General features: G+C 41.8%; 11 protein-coding genes. 2 read left to right on the top strand and 9 right to left on the bottom strand.

All coding sequences use genetic code 11. The annotated features are described in order from the left end of the window. Nucleotides 1-68: 68 nt before the first annotated feature. The 3 genes from ACYVGZ_RS03655 to ACYVGZ_RS03645 form a co-directional block, all read right to left on the bottom strand. Nucleotides 69-1,070 carry a TRAP transporter substrate-binding protein gene (locus ACYVGZ_RS03655; RefSeq protein ID WP_460751369.1) on the bottom strand — a complete coding sequence of 334 codons (1,002 nt, stop codon included), beginning with the start codon at nt 1,068-1,070 and terminating at the stop codon, nt 69-71. Nucleotides 1,071-1,500: 430 nt separating this feature from the next. Beyond that, the gene (gene serC, locus ACYVGZ_RS03650; RefSeq protein WP_460751367.1) at nt 1,501-2,682 is read right to left on the bottom strand and encodes a 3-phosphoserine/phosphohydroxythreonine transaminase; all 1,182 of its coding nucleotides are present in this window, start codon (nt 2,680-2,682) and stop codon (nt 1,501-1,503) included. 52 nt (nt 2,683-2,734) lie between these two features. After that, nucleotides 2,735-3,478, bottom strand: a complete 744-nt coding sequence (locus ACYVGZ_RS03645; protein ID WP_460751364.1) for a sulfite exporter TauE/SafE family protein — start codon at nt 3,476-3,478, stop codon at nt 2,735-2,737. A gap of 449 nt (nt 3,479-3,927) precedes the next feature. Here ACYVGZ_RS03645 and ACYVGZ_RS03640 point away from each other — a divergent pair, with 449 nt between their 5' ends. Beyond that, on the top strand, nt 3,928-5,232 hold the full coding sequence (locus tag ACYVGZ_RS03640; RefSeq protein ID WP_460751362.1) for an OmpP1/FadL family transporter: 1,305 nt from the start codon (nt 3,928-3,930) through the stop codon (nt 5,230-5,232). Nucleotides 5,233-5,501: 269 nt separating this feature from the next. On the opposite strand, the gene ACYVGZ_RS03635 is transcribed toward ACYVGZ_RS03640, so the two are convergent. The 6 genes from ACYVGZ_RS03635 to ACYVGZ_RS03610 all read right to left on the bottom strand — a co-directional run bounded on the left by ACYVGZ_RS03635 (nt 5,502) and on the right by ACYVGZ_RS03610 (nt 13,565). Further along, nucleotides 5,502-7,763 carry a putative bifunctional diguanylate cyclase/phosphodiesterase gene (locus tag ACYVGZ_RS03635; protein WP_460751359.1) on the bottom strand — a complete coding sequence of 754 codons (2,262 nt, stop codon included), beginning with the start codon at nt 7,761-7,763 and terminating at the stop codon, nt 5,502-5,504. Between the two features lie 117 nt (nt 7,764-7,880). After that, on the bottom strand, nt 7,881-8,993 hold the full coding sequence (locus ACYVGZ_RS03630; RefSeq protein ID WP_460751356.1) for a DUF1513 domain-containing protein: 1,113 nt from the start codon (nt 8,991-8,993) through the stop codon (nt 7,881-7,883). 2 nt (nt 8,994-8,995) lie between these two features. Continuing rightward, nucleotides 8,996-10,051 carry an imelysin family protein gene (locus tag ACYVGZ_RS03625; protein WP_460751354.1) on the bottom strand — a complete coding sequence of 352 codons (1,056 nt, stop codon included), beginning with the start codon at nt 10,049-10,051 and terminating at the stop codon, nt 8,996-8,998. Further along, complete coding sequence (locus ACYVGZ_RS03620; protein ID WP_460751351.1) at nt 10,052-11,407, bottom strand: di-heme oxidoreductase family protein; 1,356 nt, start codon at nt 11,405-11,407, stop codon at nt 10,052-10,054. A 146-nt stretch (nt 11,408-11,553) separates the two neighbouring features. After that, nucleotides 11,554-12,849: an imelysin family protein gene (locus tag ACYVGZ_RS03615; protein WP_460751541.1), complete on the bottom strand. Its 1,296-nt coding sequence runs from the start codon at nt 12,847-12,849 to the stop codon at nt 11,554-11,556. Between the two features lie 134 nt (nt 12,850-12,983). Continuing rightward, complete coding sequence (locus ACYVGZ_RS03610) at nt 12,984-13,565, bottom strand: hypothetical protein (RefSeq protein WP_460751348.1); 582 nt, start codon at nt 13,563-13,565, stop codon at nt 12,984-12,986. Nucleotides 13,566-13,896: 331 nt separating this feature from the next. On the opposite strand from ACYVGZ_RS03610, the gene ACYVGZ_RS03605 reads away from it, so the two are divergent. Continuing rightward, nucleotides 13,897-15,075 (top strand): BaiN/RdsA family NAD(P)/FAD-dependent oxidoreductase, encoded by a 1,179-nt coding sequence (locus ACYVGZ_RS03605; protein ID WP_460751346.1) that lies wholly within the window; start codon nt 13,897-13,899, stop codon nt 15,073-15,075. Nucleotides 15,076-15,963: the final 888 nt, after the last annotated feature.

The following is a 15,963-nucleotide window of genomic DNA, read 5'->3' as shown; positions in this document are numbered from 1 at the left end:
TTGTAGAGAACAGGGTATTACGCAGTAAGAAAAACTGGGCTTGCAGGTAAGCCCAGTGAGTTTCTTATTTAGATTTCATCACGACCAATGGTACGCAATAGTTCGTTGATCTTATCTTTACCACCAACTTGCTCGTAGAATTCAGGCCATACTCCGTCTTGTGCGGCTTTTACCCATTTTTCTTCGTCTTCAAGTTTGTCGATTTGCATGCCGTACTCGGCAACTAAATCTTTCTTGATACCGGCCTCTTTCTCTTTGATCCAGCCTAAGCTGTATTCTGTTGCTTCTTTACCCGCTTCAATAATGGCTGCTTGAACATCAGCAGATTGGTCTTGGAATAAAGACTCAGACATGATTAACGGCTCTAGGGCGAAGATGTAGTGAGTTTCCGTTAGGTATTTTTGAATTTCACCAAATTTCATGGAGTAGATAGCAGCGTAAGGCGTTTCTTGTCCATCTACTACTTGTTGCTGCAAAGCCGTGAAGGTTTCAGACCAAGCAACTGGTGTTGGGTTTATGCCAAATGATTGGAACGTCTTTATGATCAAGTCGCTTTTAGGTACGCGAATGAAAAGACCCTGTAAATCGTCGATTGTTTTAATCGCTTGCTTAGAGTTGGTAATGTTACGGAAGCCAGAGTAGCTCCAACCAAGAATCCTTGCATTCGCTTGGTTTAGGGAATCTTGCTCTAAACGCTTAGCCACATCACTATTGATGATCGCTTCTGCTTGGTCGATATTTTCGAAGATATAAGGAAGTGACAAAATACCCACAGAAGGCGTGAAAGGAGCAAGGTTGTTGCTCGCGACAATTGATAGATCAAGAGTACCCAAAGCAATGTCATTAACAGTTGCTTGCTCAGAACCTAGCTGACCATTAACAAAAAGGTCAGCGCTGAACTTACCCTCTGTTTTAGCTTCTAATAGTTCTGTGAACTTAAGTCCTAATGCTTCCTGAGCACTGCCGCCGCCATCGCCAACGGCCATCTTCCATGTTTCTGCATAACTGTTAGCAGCTAAAATGAGACCTGCTGTAATTGAAAGAGTTTTTACTAATGTGTTTTTTCGCATCTCTATTTCCTCAGGTTTATTAAATTAAGTTTCTTTATTTTTTAATGCATGTCCTATGCCAATTTTTTATTATCCAGGTCTCGTTTCTATTTTTTATTTTAATTGTGGCTTTTTGGTTGTTTTTATAAGGGGTTTGAGTGGTTTTTATTGTTTTGTTGTTTGGTTTTTATGAGTTTAATGGTTGGATTTTATTAAGTGGTATTGCGGGGGCTTGGTTTTATGCACCAGTGGGGTGAGTTTTTATTGTCTTTGCACTGTTATGGTGTTTTTGTGGCTTTTAAGGTGTTTTCTGGCATGTTTTAGCTATTTTTTGCTCTGTATTGTGACGTTTTAGTGAAGAGTTGTGTGTTGATTATGGTGCGGGCATGACAAAGCCCTCATAAATATTTATTTATAAGGGTCTTTTTTATTATGTTTTTTGAGTTTTTATTTAAATATTTTCTTTCATGAAGTGAATCATAAATTTATATAGTCTTTCTGTTTGTTTTAAATCAATTCCGTTATAAATGCTGGCTCTTAAATAATCCCCAACACCAAATGGTGTTAAAGTTCTTAATCCGATTAAACCTAAGTTCCAACTTTCTATTAAAAATTTATCAGTGAGATCTTTATCACCGTTTTTAATGTTGAATGGGATATTCATTCGACTTCTGATATTTTTATTGGCAACAGGTGTGCTGTAAAAACCATTGGACTGATCGATTGCTTGATACAGTAATTCTGCTTTGGCAATTGAACGGCGCTCATTTTCATGAACACCACCTTGTGCTTCTAACCAATCCATTAAATGACCCACCACTTCAATGTTGAAAGTGGCGGGTGTGTTCCATAGGTTTCCAGCTTTACTATTGGTTGTGTAATTGAAAACACCAGGACAAAGGTGAGAGGCTTTATTATCACCAAGCAGGTCTTTACGCACTATGGTCATGGTTAGCCCTGGGTGGCCAATGTTCTTTGATGCACAAGCAAACAAAACACCAACACCGGCTTCAATCCAGTCAATCGGTTTACTGGTGAAGTCTGAACTGGCGTCCACAATAAGTGGAATATGACGACGAGATTCTGGTAAGCGAGGTAAGCGATGAAGCTCAATACCATTAACTGTTTCATTTGAACAAAGGTACAAAAATTGGCTGTCTGGATGGATTAGGTCTTCAGTTAATTCTGGGAAATGAGTATAAAGTCCGCTTTTAGGGTCTTTACCGTTAATGGATTGCGCTTGGCAATATTTACTACCTTCTTCTTGGGCGCGTTCTGACCAAGTGCCATTGACCGCATAAGTAGCAATATCCTCAAGGTTTTTACACAAATTTAAAGGTACAGCAGCAAACTGGCCATGGCCCCCTGCATGAGTGAATAGCACTTCGTAATTATCGGGAATTTCCATGACACGTCTTGCTGTACTAACAGCATGATCAAGAATGGCTTGAAATTCAGGTGTTCTATGAGACATAGCTAAAGACGTTAAACCGGGCTGTTGAAAGCCTGCGGCAATTTTTTCTTCAACTTCTTTGGGTAATGAAGTAGGTCCGGGACTAAAGTTAACAATCTCTTCTGCAGGAGCGGTGGAGTTTAGTGATCCTAAGAGCGCTGGGTGAGATGAGTTGTTCATTCAAGTTAATCCTTTCAAGTTAAAGTAAATAAGTACGGCTGAAATAAGGGCGTTAGATTGAAAGTTCTCCAAGGGAGGCGCTAATACCAAGTAGCGCCACCATAGCCAAAATCGGAATAGCAAAATGTTTTAGTGATTTGGGCGCTTTTCTATTAAACAGCCACTGTCCACCTTTAACCGCTAATAAAGTCGGCACAACTAAGATTGCGGTTAAAGTGAGGGTTTGAGCGCCAACCAAACCACTAAAGAATAAAGCGGCTAAGGCCAATGATTCGCTCACCACAAAGAACATAATCATGGTGGCTCTTTGGGTCATGGCAGGAAGAGAGCTGGATAACATGTAACACACCACCATAGGGCCACCGACAGAAGCACCTGAAGTGCCAGTGCCAGCCAACATGCCAAAACCAAATTTTGCGATGCTTTTATCTGTACCGCGAACTTTAAAGTCGAACATCAATAACCCAGAAAACACTAAGATGGCGATACAAATAACCAGTTTTAAACTGGTGCTTGGCAATAAAAAGAGCAAGCTTAGGCCCATTGGAATGCCCGCTATTGACCCCAAAGTTAAAAACTTAAAGGTGTGAGTGTCACCTTGGCGGATGGCTTGTTTCATTAAAGGAGCGCTACAAATAATGTCTAGTGCCAGTACGACGGGGATACTCTGTTGAGGGAGTAGAAATAAGTTCATGCCAACCACAGCGATAGCCGCAAAGCCAAAGCCAGTAAAGCCACGGACTAATCCAGCTAAGGCTACAACAGGAATTAATATCAATATGGTTTCAAGTGGCACTTGGCTTCCTCATAAGGTCAAATAGATGACAATGACAGTATGAAGCTAAGGACCGAAAACTCTTTAGTGCCAATTTTTAGAATTTATGGGGCCAGCTTAAAGCAGATGCTAGTACCACCCAATTTAAAGGGCTAACACTGAATTTTTCTGAGATTGAGCGGGGAACGAGAAGATTTTGGCTACAGACTAAAGCAAAATCTTTACAAAGATTAATTTTCTTTTGATTTAGACGGTATTAGCCTCGTAAATTATTGTTATGCAAGCTATATTTTCTGATGTAAGGTGAATGTACCCTAATGTGAAAAGGCAAAAAGTGATAAAATTGTAAATATTTTGTTGAACTGGAAATACATATTGGTAATATCACGATATGGTTGTTTATACGGTATGCGTATAATTGAACTTATATCTAAGTAATATTGCCAATAAAAATAACAATGGAGCTAAATATGACTATGTCTACGCGATCTCGCCACGCTGTATTTAAAGCAAGCTTAGTGGCTGTTTCTGTAGCGGCTGCAACTACTGGTTTTGCTGCTGGCTTTTCTTTAAATGATCACAGTGCTACTGCCTCCGGTTCAGCTTTGGCGGGCGCTGCTTCTTCTGATGCCGATATTTCCTTCAGCTATTGGAACCCGGCACTCTTTACCAATGCCACTGAGACCACGATTTATGCTTCTGCCGCTGCGGTGCAGCCAAGCATGGACACCACGGTTAATTCGGCTTCTGATGCCAATGGCACTTCATTAGGAACCACAACAACCAATGACTCTGTTGACAGTGCTGTTATCCCTTCTATTTACATTGCGAAACCTCTTAATGAGAAAACCGTTGCTGGTTTCTCTTTTAATGTGCCATTTGGCCTTTCTGGGGATTACGGTGATGAATGGGCTGGTCGTTACCATGCCACTGAAACCTCGATCGAAGATAAAGTATTGAGCTTTACCTTAGCTCATAGACACACAGACAAGATTTCTGTGGGTGCCAGTGTGCAATATCATCAAGCTGATGTGGTATTAGGTTCAGCTGTAGGTTTTACTGGCCGTGAAGGTACTGGCCGTATTGAGGCGGATGCGGATGCGGTTGGATATAGCCTGGGTGCGGTGTTTGAGCCACAAAAGGGCACTCGCATTGGTGTAGGTTACCGCAGTGAAGTGGATTTCGATTTTGAGGGTGATGTTAAATACACAGATGTAGCCACTCTAAATGCGACATTGACTGCGCTAAGTAGAGCGACTCTCGATAATACTACAATTTCGGATTCTTTGGTTTTTCCTGATGTCTTTACCTTAAGTTTGGATCAAGCCTTAAGCGACAAAGTCACCCTTGGCTTAACCGCCATGAAAACAGGCTGGAGCTCTCTTGATGGGTTGAATATTGATTTTGATAGTAATCAATCAAACTCAGTACTCACCTTTAATTTTGTTGATCAATGGTTCTACTCGGCTGGTTTGACTTATGAGCACTCGGATAAGTTAACCCTTCGTACGGGTGTTGCCATGGACAAGTCTCCAGTAACAGACGAATATCGTTCTGCTCGTACTCCAGACGGTGATCGTAAATGGTTGTCGTTCGGTGCGACTTACGACCTTACTGATATGACATCTGCAACCTTTGCATTCACTCATGTTATGGTGGACGATGTGACTGTAAATCGTCAATCACTTAGTGAAGACACGGCTCGCGGTAATATAAATGCGGATTACAAGACTTCGGCAAATGTTTTCTCTTTAGCGGTTAACAGTAGCTTCTAATAGGAAAACAGACTTCAATAGCCCGCACCCCTTGCGGGCTTTTTTTTGCCTTCAATAAGGTGTTTCCTGAATTGTATTAGGGCGCTTAAAGTTAACGTAAGGTAATAACAAAGTCTGATGCTATTGGTCTTGTTAGGTGGATTAGTTATATAGAGTATCAATCTATAAACCCGTGACTGGGAGACAGACACGCTAGCTGGTTCATGTGCTGTTGGAGAGTTAGATTAGGTTGTAGCAGAGAGTCGCAAGGGGGAGGGTAACTTGCGCTATCAATAAACCATGCGCAACGCTTTGGCTTTTTGATTGTTGTCTTCAGTCCAGTTTTCGATAGGACTGGGTTTATAGAAAAAGTATCCCTGTAGAGTATCGCAGCCGAGGCGTATTAGAAGATCCGCTTGAGCTTGAGTTTCTATGCCTTCTGCAACCACTTTCATATCAAGAGATTTCGCCAGTTGAAGGGTAGATTTTACGATATCCAAGTGACGTTTATCTTCTGGTAGGGGCATAACAAAGCGCCGGTCTATTTTAAGGATGTTAGCGGCAATATCCACTAACTGCCCTAAAGAGGCTTGGCCGGTACCAAAATCGTCAATTGCAATAGAAAAGCCATATTGAGATAAAACTCGTAAACGCTTGTGAATAAGAGGGTGGGTCATTACTGGGCTGGTTTCAGTGATCTCTAGTTCTAACATTTCATGTAACCAAGGGTGGTCAGAAATGAGCGACATAAGTAAGGCAAAGAACATGTCGTTCATGAGTTCTGGGCCCGCCAAATTGAAAGCAATTGGAGTGCGAATGCCTTCTTTATGCCATTCAGAGAGTACCCCGACCAATTGTTTGATCATACTTTCAGCCAGTAATGGTAGTAGGCCTAAGTCTTCCGCGACTTTAATAAAGACAACAGGTGACACAAAGCTGCCGTCTTTTTGTTGCCAACGGGCAAGTGCTTCAAATGAACCTATCTCACCGTACCTGTTTACTTGAGGCTGTAACCAAATAGAAAGTTCATTGCGTTTAATGGCGCTGCTGAGTTTTAAGCCTAACTGGTGTTCTAGAATGAGGTTTTGCTCTACTTCCTTGTCAAAGAAGGAGTAGTTATCGGCGCTGGTGGAATGCTCTAAAGCCATTTCACACTGTTCAACGAGCTCTTCTGCTGTTTCACCATTATTACGATAGTAAGAAATACCAACGTTATAATTAATGTTGAGAATGTGTCCATTGATTTTTACCTGAGCGGGTAAAATAGAATTTATGAATTCAGCAAAATTTTTCTGAATTAAGTAAGTTTGGTTGAGAGGAACAAAGCAGGCAAACTTAACCCCCCGTAACCGTGCTATACAGGCATCTTGGTCTAGATTTTTTTGCAACTTTTTAGCGAACGAGTAGATGATTTTATTCGCATTATCTTTGCCATATTGCTTATTAAATAGCTTGAATTGACTGATACGGATAATGACCATAGCACCAGTGGTATGGTTATCGTTAGTGAGCTTTTTGTTCACCATTTGACAAAAGAAGTAATGATTAGGCAGTTTGGTTAAGGTGTCAAAGTGTGCAAGGCGTGTACTGGTTTGTTGTTGGTGCTCCAACTTTTCTTGCATTTGTTTTAAGTGAGTAACGACCTGAAGATGAAGTACATAGTAACCATGTTTCGTCAGAGTGGCTCTATGCACCTCTATGTGTGTATTTGGGTCAGATTTTAACGTGCATTCAGTTGCATTTGATTGCCAAAAGTATTTTTCGGAAGCGCTCTTAACTGGGACCAACCAGTTAAGGATTTTGGTGTTTTCTACGGTTTTGCGTTTTTTGTTAGTGAGCAGCCTTAGGGCAGAGTGGTTTGCTTTTAAAATAGTACCTTGCTGGTTACAAAGAACGGATGGCGAACCGGTATGCTCAAAAAACTCCTGATAAAGCGCGTGGTTTTTATTGAGCTTTTTGTAGAGTAAGTTTATATGGGAAGTGTTTTCTTCTAAGGTGTTGATAATTCTAGATACGGCAACAGGTAAAGCTATATTAAGGGTGAAAAAAGTGAGCAGTTGAAAGTAGAGAGAAGTGTCTGACTGCTCAACATTGTTAAACACATTGAAGGAGAAGGCATAAAAAGGGATGACATTAAGGCAAATAGCGATTAAGGATGCTTTAAAGCTAAAAAGCAATCTGACAACAAGAGGGATAGAGTAAAGAGATATTAAGGCATATTTTTGCGCATAATAATTCTCTGTAACAGCGAGTAACACAAACCCTGTAAAAGCTAAAAAAGCCACGAAGCAAAAAGCCACAGCGGTGACATACTTATTACTAAAGTAAATAAGCTTGCACAGAAAAAGCACAGCTAAGCTCATTATTATTAATGAGATATACTCGTTGCTTTGCAATGATTCAGCTAAGTAAAACGCTTCAACTCCCAGAAAAATAACCAATGAGAGCGCTAAGAAGACACGTAAAGCACTTTGGCGAAAGGCAGTATTGTCTTGCCCATGCTTATAATTTTGCTGAACATTAAAGTAGTTTTTTAGTAAATTAATGAGCATCTAGAGATAGTAGTGCCTAATTGTAGTAATAAGAGTGATCTTCTTTATAAATGTAATGTTTAGACTACATAAAAAATACGACAGTGACCATCTTTGTCGCAAAAAACATGTACTTTTTTACACACTGTTGTTCAAAATATTCCCTATATGATTGTCCCAGTGTACTTGTGGTTGTTTGTTGATCAGGTTGATCTGATTAATGGCTGGGTTTGTAATAAATTGTTTCCCATTGCCACTTGTTAATAAAAACTCCTGAGCGTTATTTGTCGCACAAATACCGCAAACATCTCGTACGTTATTTACCCCCAGAAATGTCTGTGTTGGTACGTGCCAATAGGCAACTAAGCCACCTCTAGGGGTGCTGATGGCTAACAACTTGCCGCTTTTATCAAAACGCACACTACCGCAATATTGTTTGAAACGGGCTCGAACGGCTTCTGGCATGGGTAATGGGGTGATCTGTTGGCTATGAATAGACGACACGCCTGCCAGTGGAACTTGTTCCCACAGTTCTCCTTGGTGTTGAAATCCGATAGCAACTAATCCATCTTGGTTTACATCTAGATGTCGAATGCTTAATTGAAAGTGTTCTGGCAGGTTCTTGGCGGTATTTAATACTTTTCCGTTGTTAAGAGATAAGTAGGTTAAATTGGGTTGCATTGTATCAAGGTTAAGGATTTTGCGATCATTGTTTGGGTGGGTTTTAAGGCCGCCGTTAGCAATGATTAATGTATCATCATTAAATAACACTGATTCATGAGGACCAATGCCATTACTTGAGTATTCATGGCTAATGCGCCCAGAAGGCCAATCTCTAATAACAATTTTACCTTGTCCAGTAGGGTAATGATTTTCCTGGCTGATAAGTTGTTTGCCATCTTTCGTGAACAAAGCGTGACCATAAAAATGATGTTCTGCTTGAGGCTGTATTTGTTTGAGCCTGGTGTGGCTTTCAAGGTCAAAAAAGTCCATATAGAAACCAGGGCGGCGAGCCACTATGCCCATAATGGCTTGTGTGGGGTGGATCACAGGAGCATGAGCGCGCTCATCTAGCCGTGAAGACCAAAGCAGGGTGCCGCTTTCATTAAATAGTCCAAAGTAGTGCGCTTCTTCTTTGCTATAAGCTGAGGCATATAGCAAAGAAGCATTCGAACTTGGAACAATTTGCGACCAACTCTTTGTAGAGATCGCCAAAGTGGATGATGCTAAAAACTGGCGTCTAGTTAGCATAATTAGTCTCCGTCTCGGCTGTTAAAGCCAATTTGGAAACCGAGGCTAGTCATTAAAGATACCAATGTTCTTTGGCTCTCAGAAATGGAGCTAACAAGTGGTTTGGCTAACTCAATGCGCTCTGCTTGGCTCATGCCGGGTTGAAAATACTCTTTGGGCAATTGCAAGGCGATGGTTACGCTGTTTTTCAAGCTTCCTTCCAGGGCTTGACCCAGCTCAGGTTGCTCTTCCATAGCAATGTCATATAAGGACGGTTGGCCTTTGTGGTAAAGCTCGCGATAGGTTTTTAGGTTTTCTTGAATGGCTTTTAATGAAAGTCCGCTACGATAAAATTCTGCCAGTTTTAAATTACCATGGCTGTTATAGCCAATAGGTGTTTCTAATTTGGCGTCTTTAACTGCTGACATGTGCTCTACCCATTGTTGCAGGTATTGCTCAAAGGCGGCTTGGCTTGGGTTAAAGTCGCTATCTTCTTCGGCAAATACCCAACTTTCTGGTGTGGTGTTTTGCCATTCTTGTGCGACTGCCTGTGTTGTTTCTCTGTGGTGCTCTGCTACTTCGGTTAATAAATGGCAATGGTCGGTATTATCTGCCGGAGTGAAGTCAGGGTGAAACAATAAAGACTCAACGGCGGTAAGACCGCGTACTGCAATACTGGCTGAATGCCAAAACTTCGGCTCTTGCATTTTTTCTGGAGTTTGCGACAGGCTTCTTAGTTGACGTTGTGTAACCCCTTTTTTGTCTGGCCAGTATTCAAAGGCATAGTAGCGCATAAAGTAGGTAACTGGACCGAAGTTAAGCCACTGAATCTGTTGCCAGTCTAAGGCGTTTTGGCGAAAGTCATTCTGTGCTTGCGATAAAGTACTGGTAGATGGCACTGCACAGAGTTGATCAATACTGTTTTTTAATGCTTGCGCAGACTGGGCGTAGTCTTGGTAACCTTGTTTAACAATATGTTCTGTTACACTGTTTAAAGGACCTTGCCAGTCCACAGCTTGGGCTAAGGCGGGTAATTGCATGCCAAGGGTAAGAGCGAGAGTTTTAAATAGATGTGTCATTTATAAAGACTCCAAAAACTTGATTAAAATAGTACGCTGACGCTTGTCTAACAGCTTATAAGCTTGTTGGCTTTTAGAAGCCTCGCCACCATGCCAGAGGATGGCTTCTTCCACGGTTTCGGCTCGGCCGTCGTGTAAAAAACCTCTGCGATTTGAAATGTGTTCAGATAAGCCTATTCCCCATAAAGGCGCTGTACGCCACTCTTGGGGAGAGGCTGATCCTTCGGGAAAATCACTTGCTAGCCCTACGCCCATATCGTGTAAGAGCATGTCGGTGAAAGGGTAAAAGGTACGGTTGCTTAGTGCAGGAAAGCTTGCCTTTGTGCCCGTTTGCATTTTAGGTGTGTGACAGGCAGCACAACCTAGATCATAAAACATGTCTCTTGCTTCAATGAACCAAGGCTCTTGCAAGTTACGCATGGCAGGAGGAGCTGAAAGGGCTACAAAGGTATCAACAAGCCTAACTTGTGTCGCATCGGCTTCTAGGTCTCCTAAATGTTGGCTATTGCCATTAGGGGCTTGTTTACAAGTTACTTGCAGGGTTGTGCAATCGCCAGTGGCATCCGTAAACAAAGGGGTAGAAAGCCCTAAATCGGTGTTAAAAGCATTTTGGTTTTGAGCCGTGGCACTGGGCATAGTGGCTTTGTACCCAAATTTTCCAACTACTTTAGTGTCATCATGCATAACATAACTGACTCGGCCACTGATTCCGTCGTTATTGGAATCTTCTGGGTCTGCTAAGGCGATTAAGCTTTCAGGCGTAATGTTGTCTAGTAGTCCCATTCCAACTAAGGGGGGAGATACGCGCATTGAGATGCCCGTATTATGATGTAGGTCGCCATAGTGCAATTGGGTCCAGCGCAAAAGCGGTTTTTTTAAACGCACTTTAGTACCGTCGGCTAAGGTTTCTGTATGGTATTGATAAGTTAACTGGTAATCGCCTTCTGATTGCACACCGGCTGTATGGTCGATTTGAAATTGTTTGCCGTAAGTTGGGTCGCCGGTATTATTAAAGATCTCGCTGTTGGTAAATACATCGGCATTTTTAGGGCCTAATCGAACAAGAAATGACGGGGTGTTTTTTCCACTTACGCCTTCTTCGGGAGCGTGCCCTCGGCCATTGTTTAAATGGCAGTTATTGCACGACCTTGCATTAAATAGTGGCCCTAGACCATCACTGGCCGTTGTAGAAGAAGGGGAAGGGATCCAAAACTTTTTAAAAACATTGTCACCTAGGTGGTAGTCAAACTTTTCTTCTGAACTGAGGCCTGTTAAAGGTTGTGTATAGCTAGTAGCTAAGAGGCTGGAGCAATAAAAAAAGCTGACTACGAGGCCAGCATTTTTAAGTATGTTCATATTAGGTTTCAAACTCATACAATCCTAAGTGCAATAGGTGAGTGCATTGAATATGCCTATAATAAAGTAGCGTTTAATAAAATGGCGCGTAAAAATTCAAGCTTTACCGAATCTTTACGCGCCATTACAAAGCTATTTATGAGAGCTTATTCAAAAACAGCACTCGGATTATCAAGGCTGTCTGAACCTTCTAGCGTGATGTCTTGTAGATCTAACTGGCGAATAATGTCTTCAGTTACACGAGTTTCATCTACTAAAGAGTCAACAAAAGTTTGTACTAGCTGGTTACCAACTGTGTTGTTCATCGCGATGAGAACATCAAACGTTTGGCCCTGTTCGGCTGCATCTACCATAGCTTGCGCAGCAAGTTCAGTTTGCTCAAGTTGAGCTTGCATTTTTACATCTAGCTCTGGGTTTTGCTGTTGCATTAGGTCAGAAAGAGACGCGCCTTTTACCCAGCTACCATCAACACGTTGGTATTCACCAAGGTAAGCGTTCTTGATGCCTTTGGCATCGTAGTAGTGTGACCAGTGCGTGTTGTCCGAGAAGCAATCGTGCTCTTCTTCAGGATCATGTAGCATTAAACCAAGTTTAGTACGCTCACCACCAAGTTCACCGTATGCCAAGCTGCCCATACCGGTTAGGATAGTAGACAAACCGCCTTCTTCACCTTTAGCCATAAGTTCTGCACGGGCTGCACCATTGTCTTTCCAGCTGTTTGCCATTTCTTCTAGGTCAGAAATTAACAAATCAGTAACGGCGGTTAAGTATTCACGACGGCGTTCGCAATTGCCGTTTGTGCAATTCGCAAGGTCGTAATCAGAAGCAGGGCGTTCACCCGCACCTGGGTTAGTGCCGTGTAGATCTTGGCCCCATAGTAGAAATTCGATAGCGTGGTAGCCACTTGCAACGTTTGCTTCTACGCCGTCGGCTTCTTGTAGGACATCGGCAATGAATGCTGGTGTGATGTTTGAAGCGTCAACAGTCTCGCCGCCAACAGTAATGGTTTTGTTAGCAATAACGTTAGCAGAGTAAAGGCCGTTAATGTCTGACTCAGTACCGTATGAAGTGTTGTCAACATAATCGATCAAGCCTTCATCTAAAGGCCAAGCGTTTACTTTACCTTCCCAGTCATCTACCGCTGCGTTACCAAAACGGTAAACTTCACTTTGTTGGTATGGTACACGCGCTGCGATCCATGCGTCTTTCGCAGATTGCAAGTTCGCTTCAGTAGGGGAAGCTAGAAAAGCATCAATCGCTACTTTTAAATCTTGTGCAGTAGTAAGCGAGTCACCGTAGACGGCTTCTGCAATATCTGCGTAATGCTCAACAACAGCACTAGACGTAACCGTGGTTGATGAATCTTTAAATGTTTGTGTTCCACATGCAGTTAGTAATGCACCTGCTACACACACGGCAACAGGGGTTAAAATTTTTTTCATCATTGATGCTCCGGTTTGATTTGTAAAATCATATTATTAGAAATGAAAACCGTTATCAATGTCATTTTGTTGCACAATTAAAAATTGTTTTGTGCATTTCAGCCTATGTAGAACAAACGTGACCTGTATCAAGTTTACAAACACTCATAGTTAAAATAGTTGTGCGTTGATTGCTGCAAATCATATTGGCAAGCCGATTCTCTTAATAAGCCTTCGCCCTGCCATGAAATACTCATGGTAGCAGGTGGTGTGTCTTTGTAACTTGGAATGAAGCGATAAGCTGCTATAACCTCAATGTGGCTATTTGCTCCAAGTTGTACACTTTGGCCTATCAAACGCTGATTGGTTTGCGGGTCGTAAAGAGTGTAATCCGTTGTGTATTCTTGGCTGCCATTTTTGTGTTCAAAACTAAGCCAGATTTTGCGGTAGTGTTTTGTTTCAGTTGTTGGGTTTTCGAAGCGTAACTTCGTATAAATTACTTGTGGTTTAACTAAGCTCGATTGCGCGCTGTGTCCTACTTTTACAAGGCCGTAGCCTGAGTTTTTTTGCCAAGGGGTTGCCCCTCCAAAAGAAGTGCTAACAATCTTCACGCTTTCTTTTTCTAAATATTGGTTTGTCATTGCAATGAGATCTTTAACTGGCGCATAGAGAGCTATAGCCGCCAAACTAAGCACAGCGTATTTTTTGACTGAACGGAATGGATTGTTAAGTTTCATGCAAATCACCTTATTTATAATTTACTGTATGTTTATACAGTACTGTATATGCAGTCAGTACATTTGTAAAGGTGATTTGTTCAAAAAAAACTCAAATTAGGGGCCGTAAATGCTTATAAGGAATGTGTAAAAAAAATCGAAGAAATGTTTGATTTTATGTAACCAAATGAAAATAAAGGTGTTTTTAATGATTCCCACAGCCTTTTTAACGGATTCTGTGGACAATAAAAGATGTGTTATTTTTTTCATACCTGACTCATAAGCATTCGATTTCAATGAACTTTTTTATGGCTGCTAAGGTATAATGGCATAATTTTTAAAGGGGAATGTCATGCTCAAGACTCAAGTGTTGGTGATAGGAGCTGGAGCATCAGGCTTAATGTGTGCTGCCACAGCCGCATACCGTGGGCGCCAGGTTACAGTTATTGATCATGCCAACAAAGCTGGTAAAAAAATCCTAATGTCAGGTGGAGGACGATGTAACTTTACAAATATGGATGCGGCTCCTAAACACTTTTTATCTGAGAACCCTCATTTCTGCATTTCCGCTTTACGTCGTTTTACGCCTCAAGATTTTGTCGATCTTGTTGATCGTCATGGTCTAGATTATGTTGAAAAAACACCCGGTCAGCTTTTTTGTGAACATTCTGCAAAAGACTTACTGTCAATCCTGCTTACCGAGGTGGAATGGTCTGGCGCTCAGGTTCAGCTAAATACGAGTGTGCAGAAAGTTACTTATCTTGATGAGGGTATAGAGGTTCTAACTAATAAAGGGCTGATTTACTGCGAATCTTTGGTAGTGGCCACCGGTGGTTTGTCTATTCCAACTATGGGGGCCAGTGGGTTTGGCTATGAGTTGGCTAAACAAGTTGGGCATGAGGTATTAGCGACAAGAGCCAGTTTAGTGCCAATCACCGTACAGCCAGAACGTAAAAAAGATTTGTCATCCTTGTCTGGGGTGGCTTGTGATATTCGTGCTAGTGCAAACGGCAGCAGTTTTCAGGAGCCTATGCTATTTACTCACCGTGGCGTGAGCGGCCCTGCAATATTACAAATTACGAACTTTTGGCAACCAGGTGATGAGCTACAAATAGATCTACTGCCAGAGTTGTCAGTACAAGATTTACTTGCAATTCGCCAAACTCAACCCAAGAAAAACTTTGAAACATTGCTCACTCAATGGCTACCAAAAAGATTGATTGAACAAATTTCTCAAGAGTATACCTGGCTTAACCAAAGATCAGCGCAAGTGTCTAATGAACAAATAGAAAGCTTGCACCAGCACCTTAGTCACTTTGATGTGGCTCCCAACGGCACAGAAGGGTACCGCACAGCAGAAGTAACCTTGGGCGGAGTTAACACCAGAGAAGTCTCTTCAAAAACCTTTGAGTCAGATAAGCAAAAAGGGCTTTACTTCATTGGTGAGGTGCTTGACGTGACAGGCTGGCTTGGGGGGTACAATTTTCAGTGGGCATGGAGTAGTGGCTACGCCGCAGGGCAGTATGTTTAGTTAATGAAGGCCAATTCAGTTAACTTTTTCCGGTCTTCTTGACATTAAAAGCTAGCAGTTAAGGTGCATGCGAATAAGTCAGCAACATGAGATAATCTTGCTGAGTTAATTTGACCATTATTTCAGCCGACTATGAATCAACCTTCCTTCACCGACATCGAATTCACCAGTAACGACGTAACTCACGCAAAGAGCTTTTCCTCCGTCGAATGGATGAGTTGATTCCTTGATAATAGTTTCAAGCTCAAATTGAACCCTTCTACCCAAAAAACTGACAACAGTCGACGTCCATATCCTCTTGCTGCCATGCTATGCATTCATTCTATCCAGAACTGGTACAACATGTGAGACCCAGCTAAGGGAGAGGCATTGTACGAGAAAAACTCTATGCGGCTTTTTGTTGGGTTTTCCTTATAAGGTGCAATCCCAGACCACTCGACCACCATGAATTTTCGTTACCTGTTTAAGAAACATAAACTCTTCAAAGAAGTAAACAAATGGTTGTCTAATTTTGGTATCTGCTTTAAAAAAAAGGAGTGATTGTTGATGCCTCGATCATTGAGGCAGCAAGTTCCACCATAATAAATCCAATGCGCGTGATCTCGTAATGTACCAAACCCAAAAGGGGAAGCAGTGGTTCTTTGGCATGAAAGTTCACATTGGTGTTGATGAAAAGCGTGGGTTGGTGCACATCTTCACCATACGCCTGCCAATGATCACGGTTTAAACCAGTTGACGGAACTTATTCATGGAGATGAGCTATTGTAGTGGTCAACTTATTCCGGACACAGTTTTAAGTTTTTCTTCAGCTGCTTGAGGGCTGATTCCCTTATTTTTTTGATGAGGCCGCTTTTGGTTGTAATAACTCATCAAGTAATAACTAATATC

The sequence above is a fragment of the Marinomonas epiphytica genome (assembly GCF_054780655.1).
This window is presented reverse-complemented; position numbering and strand designations above follow the sequence as displayed.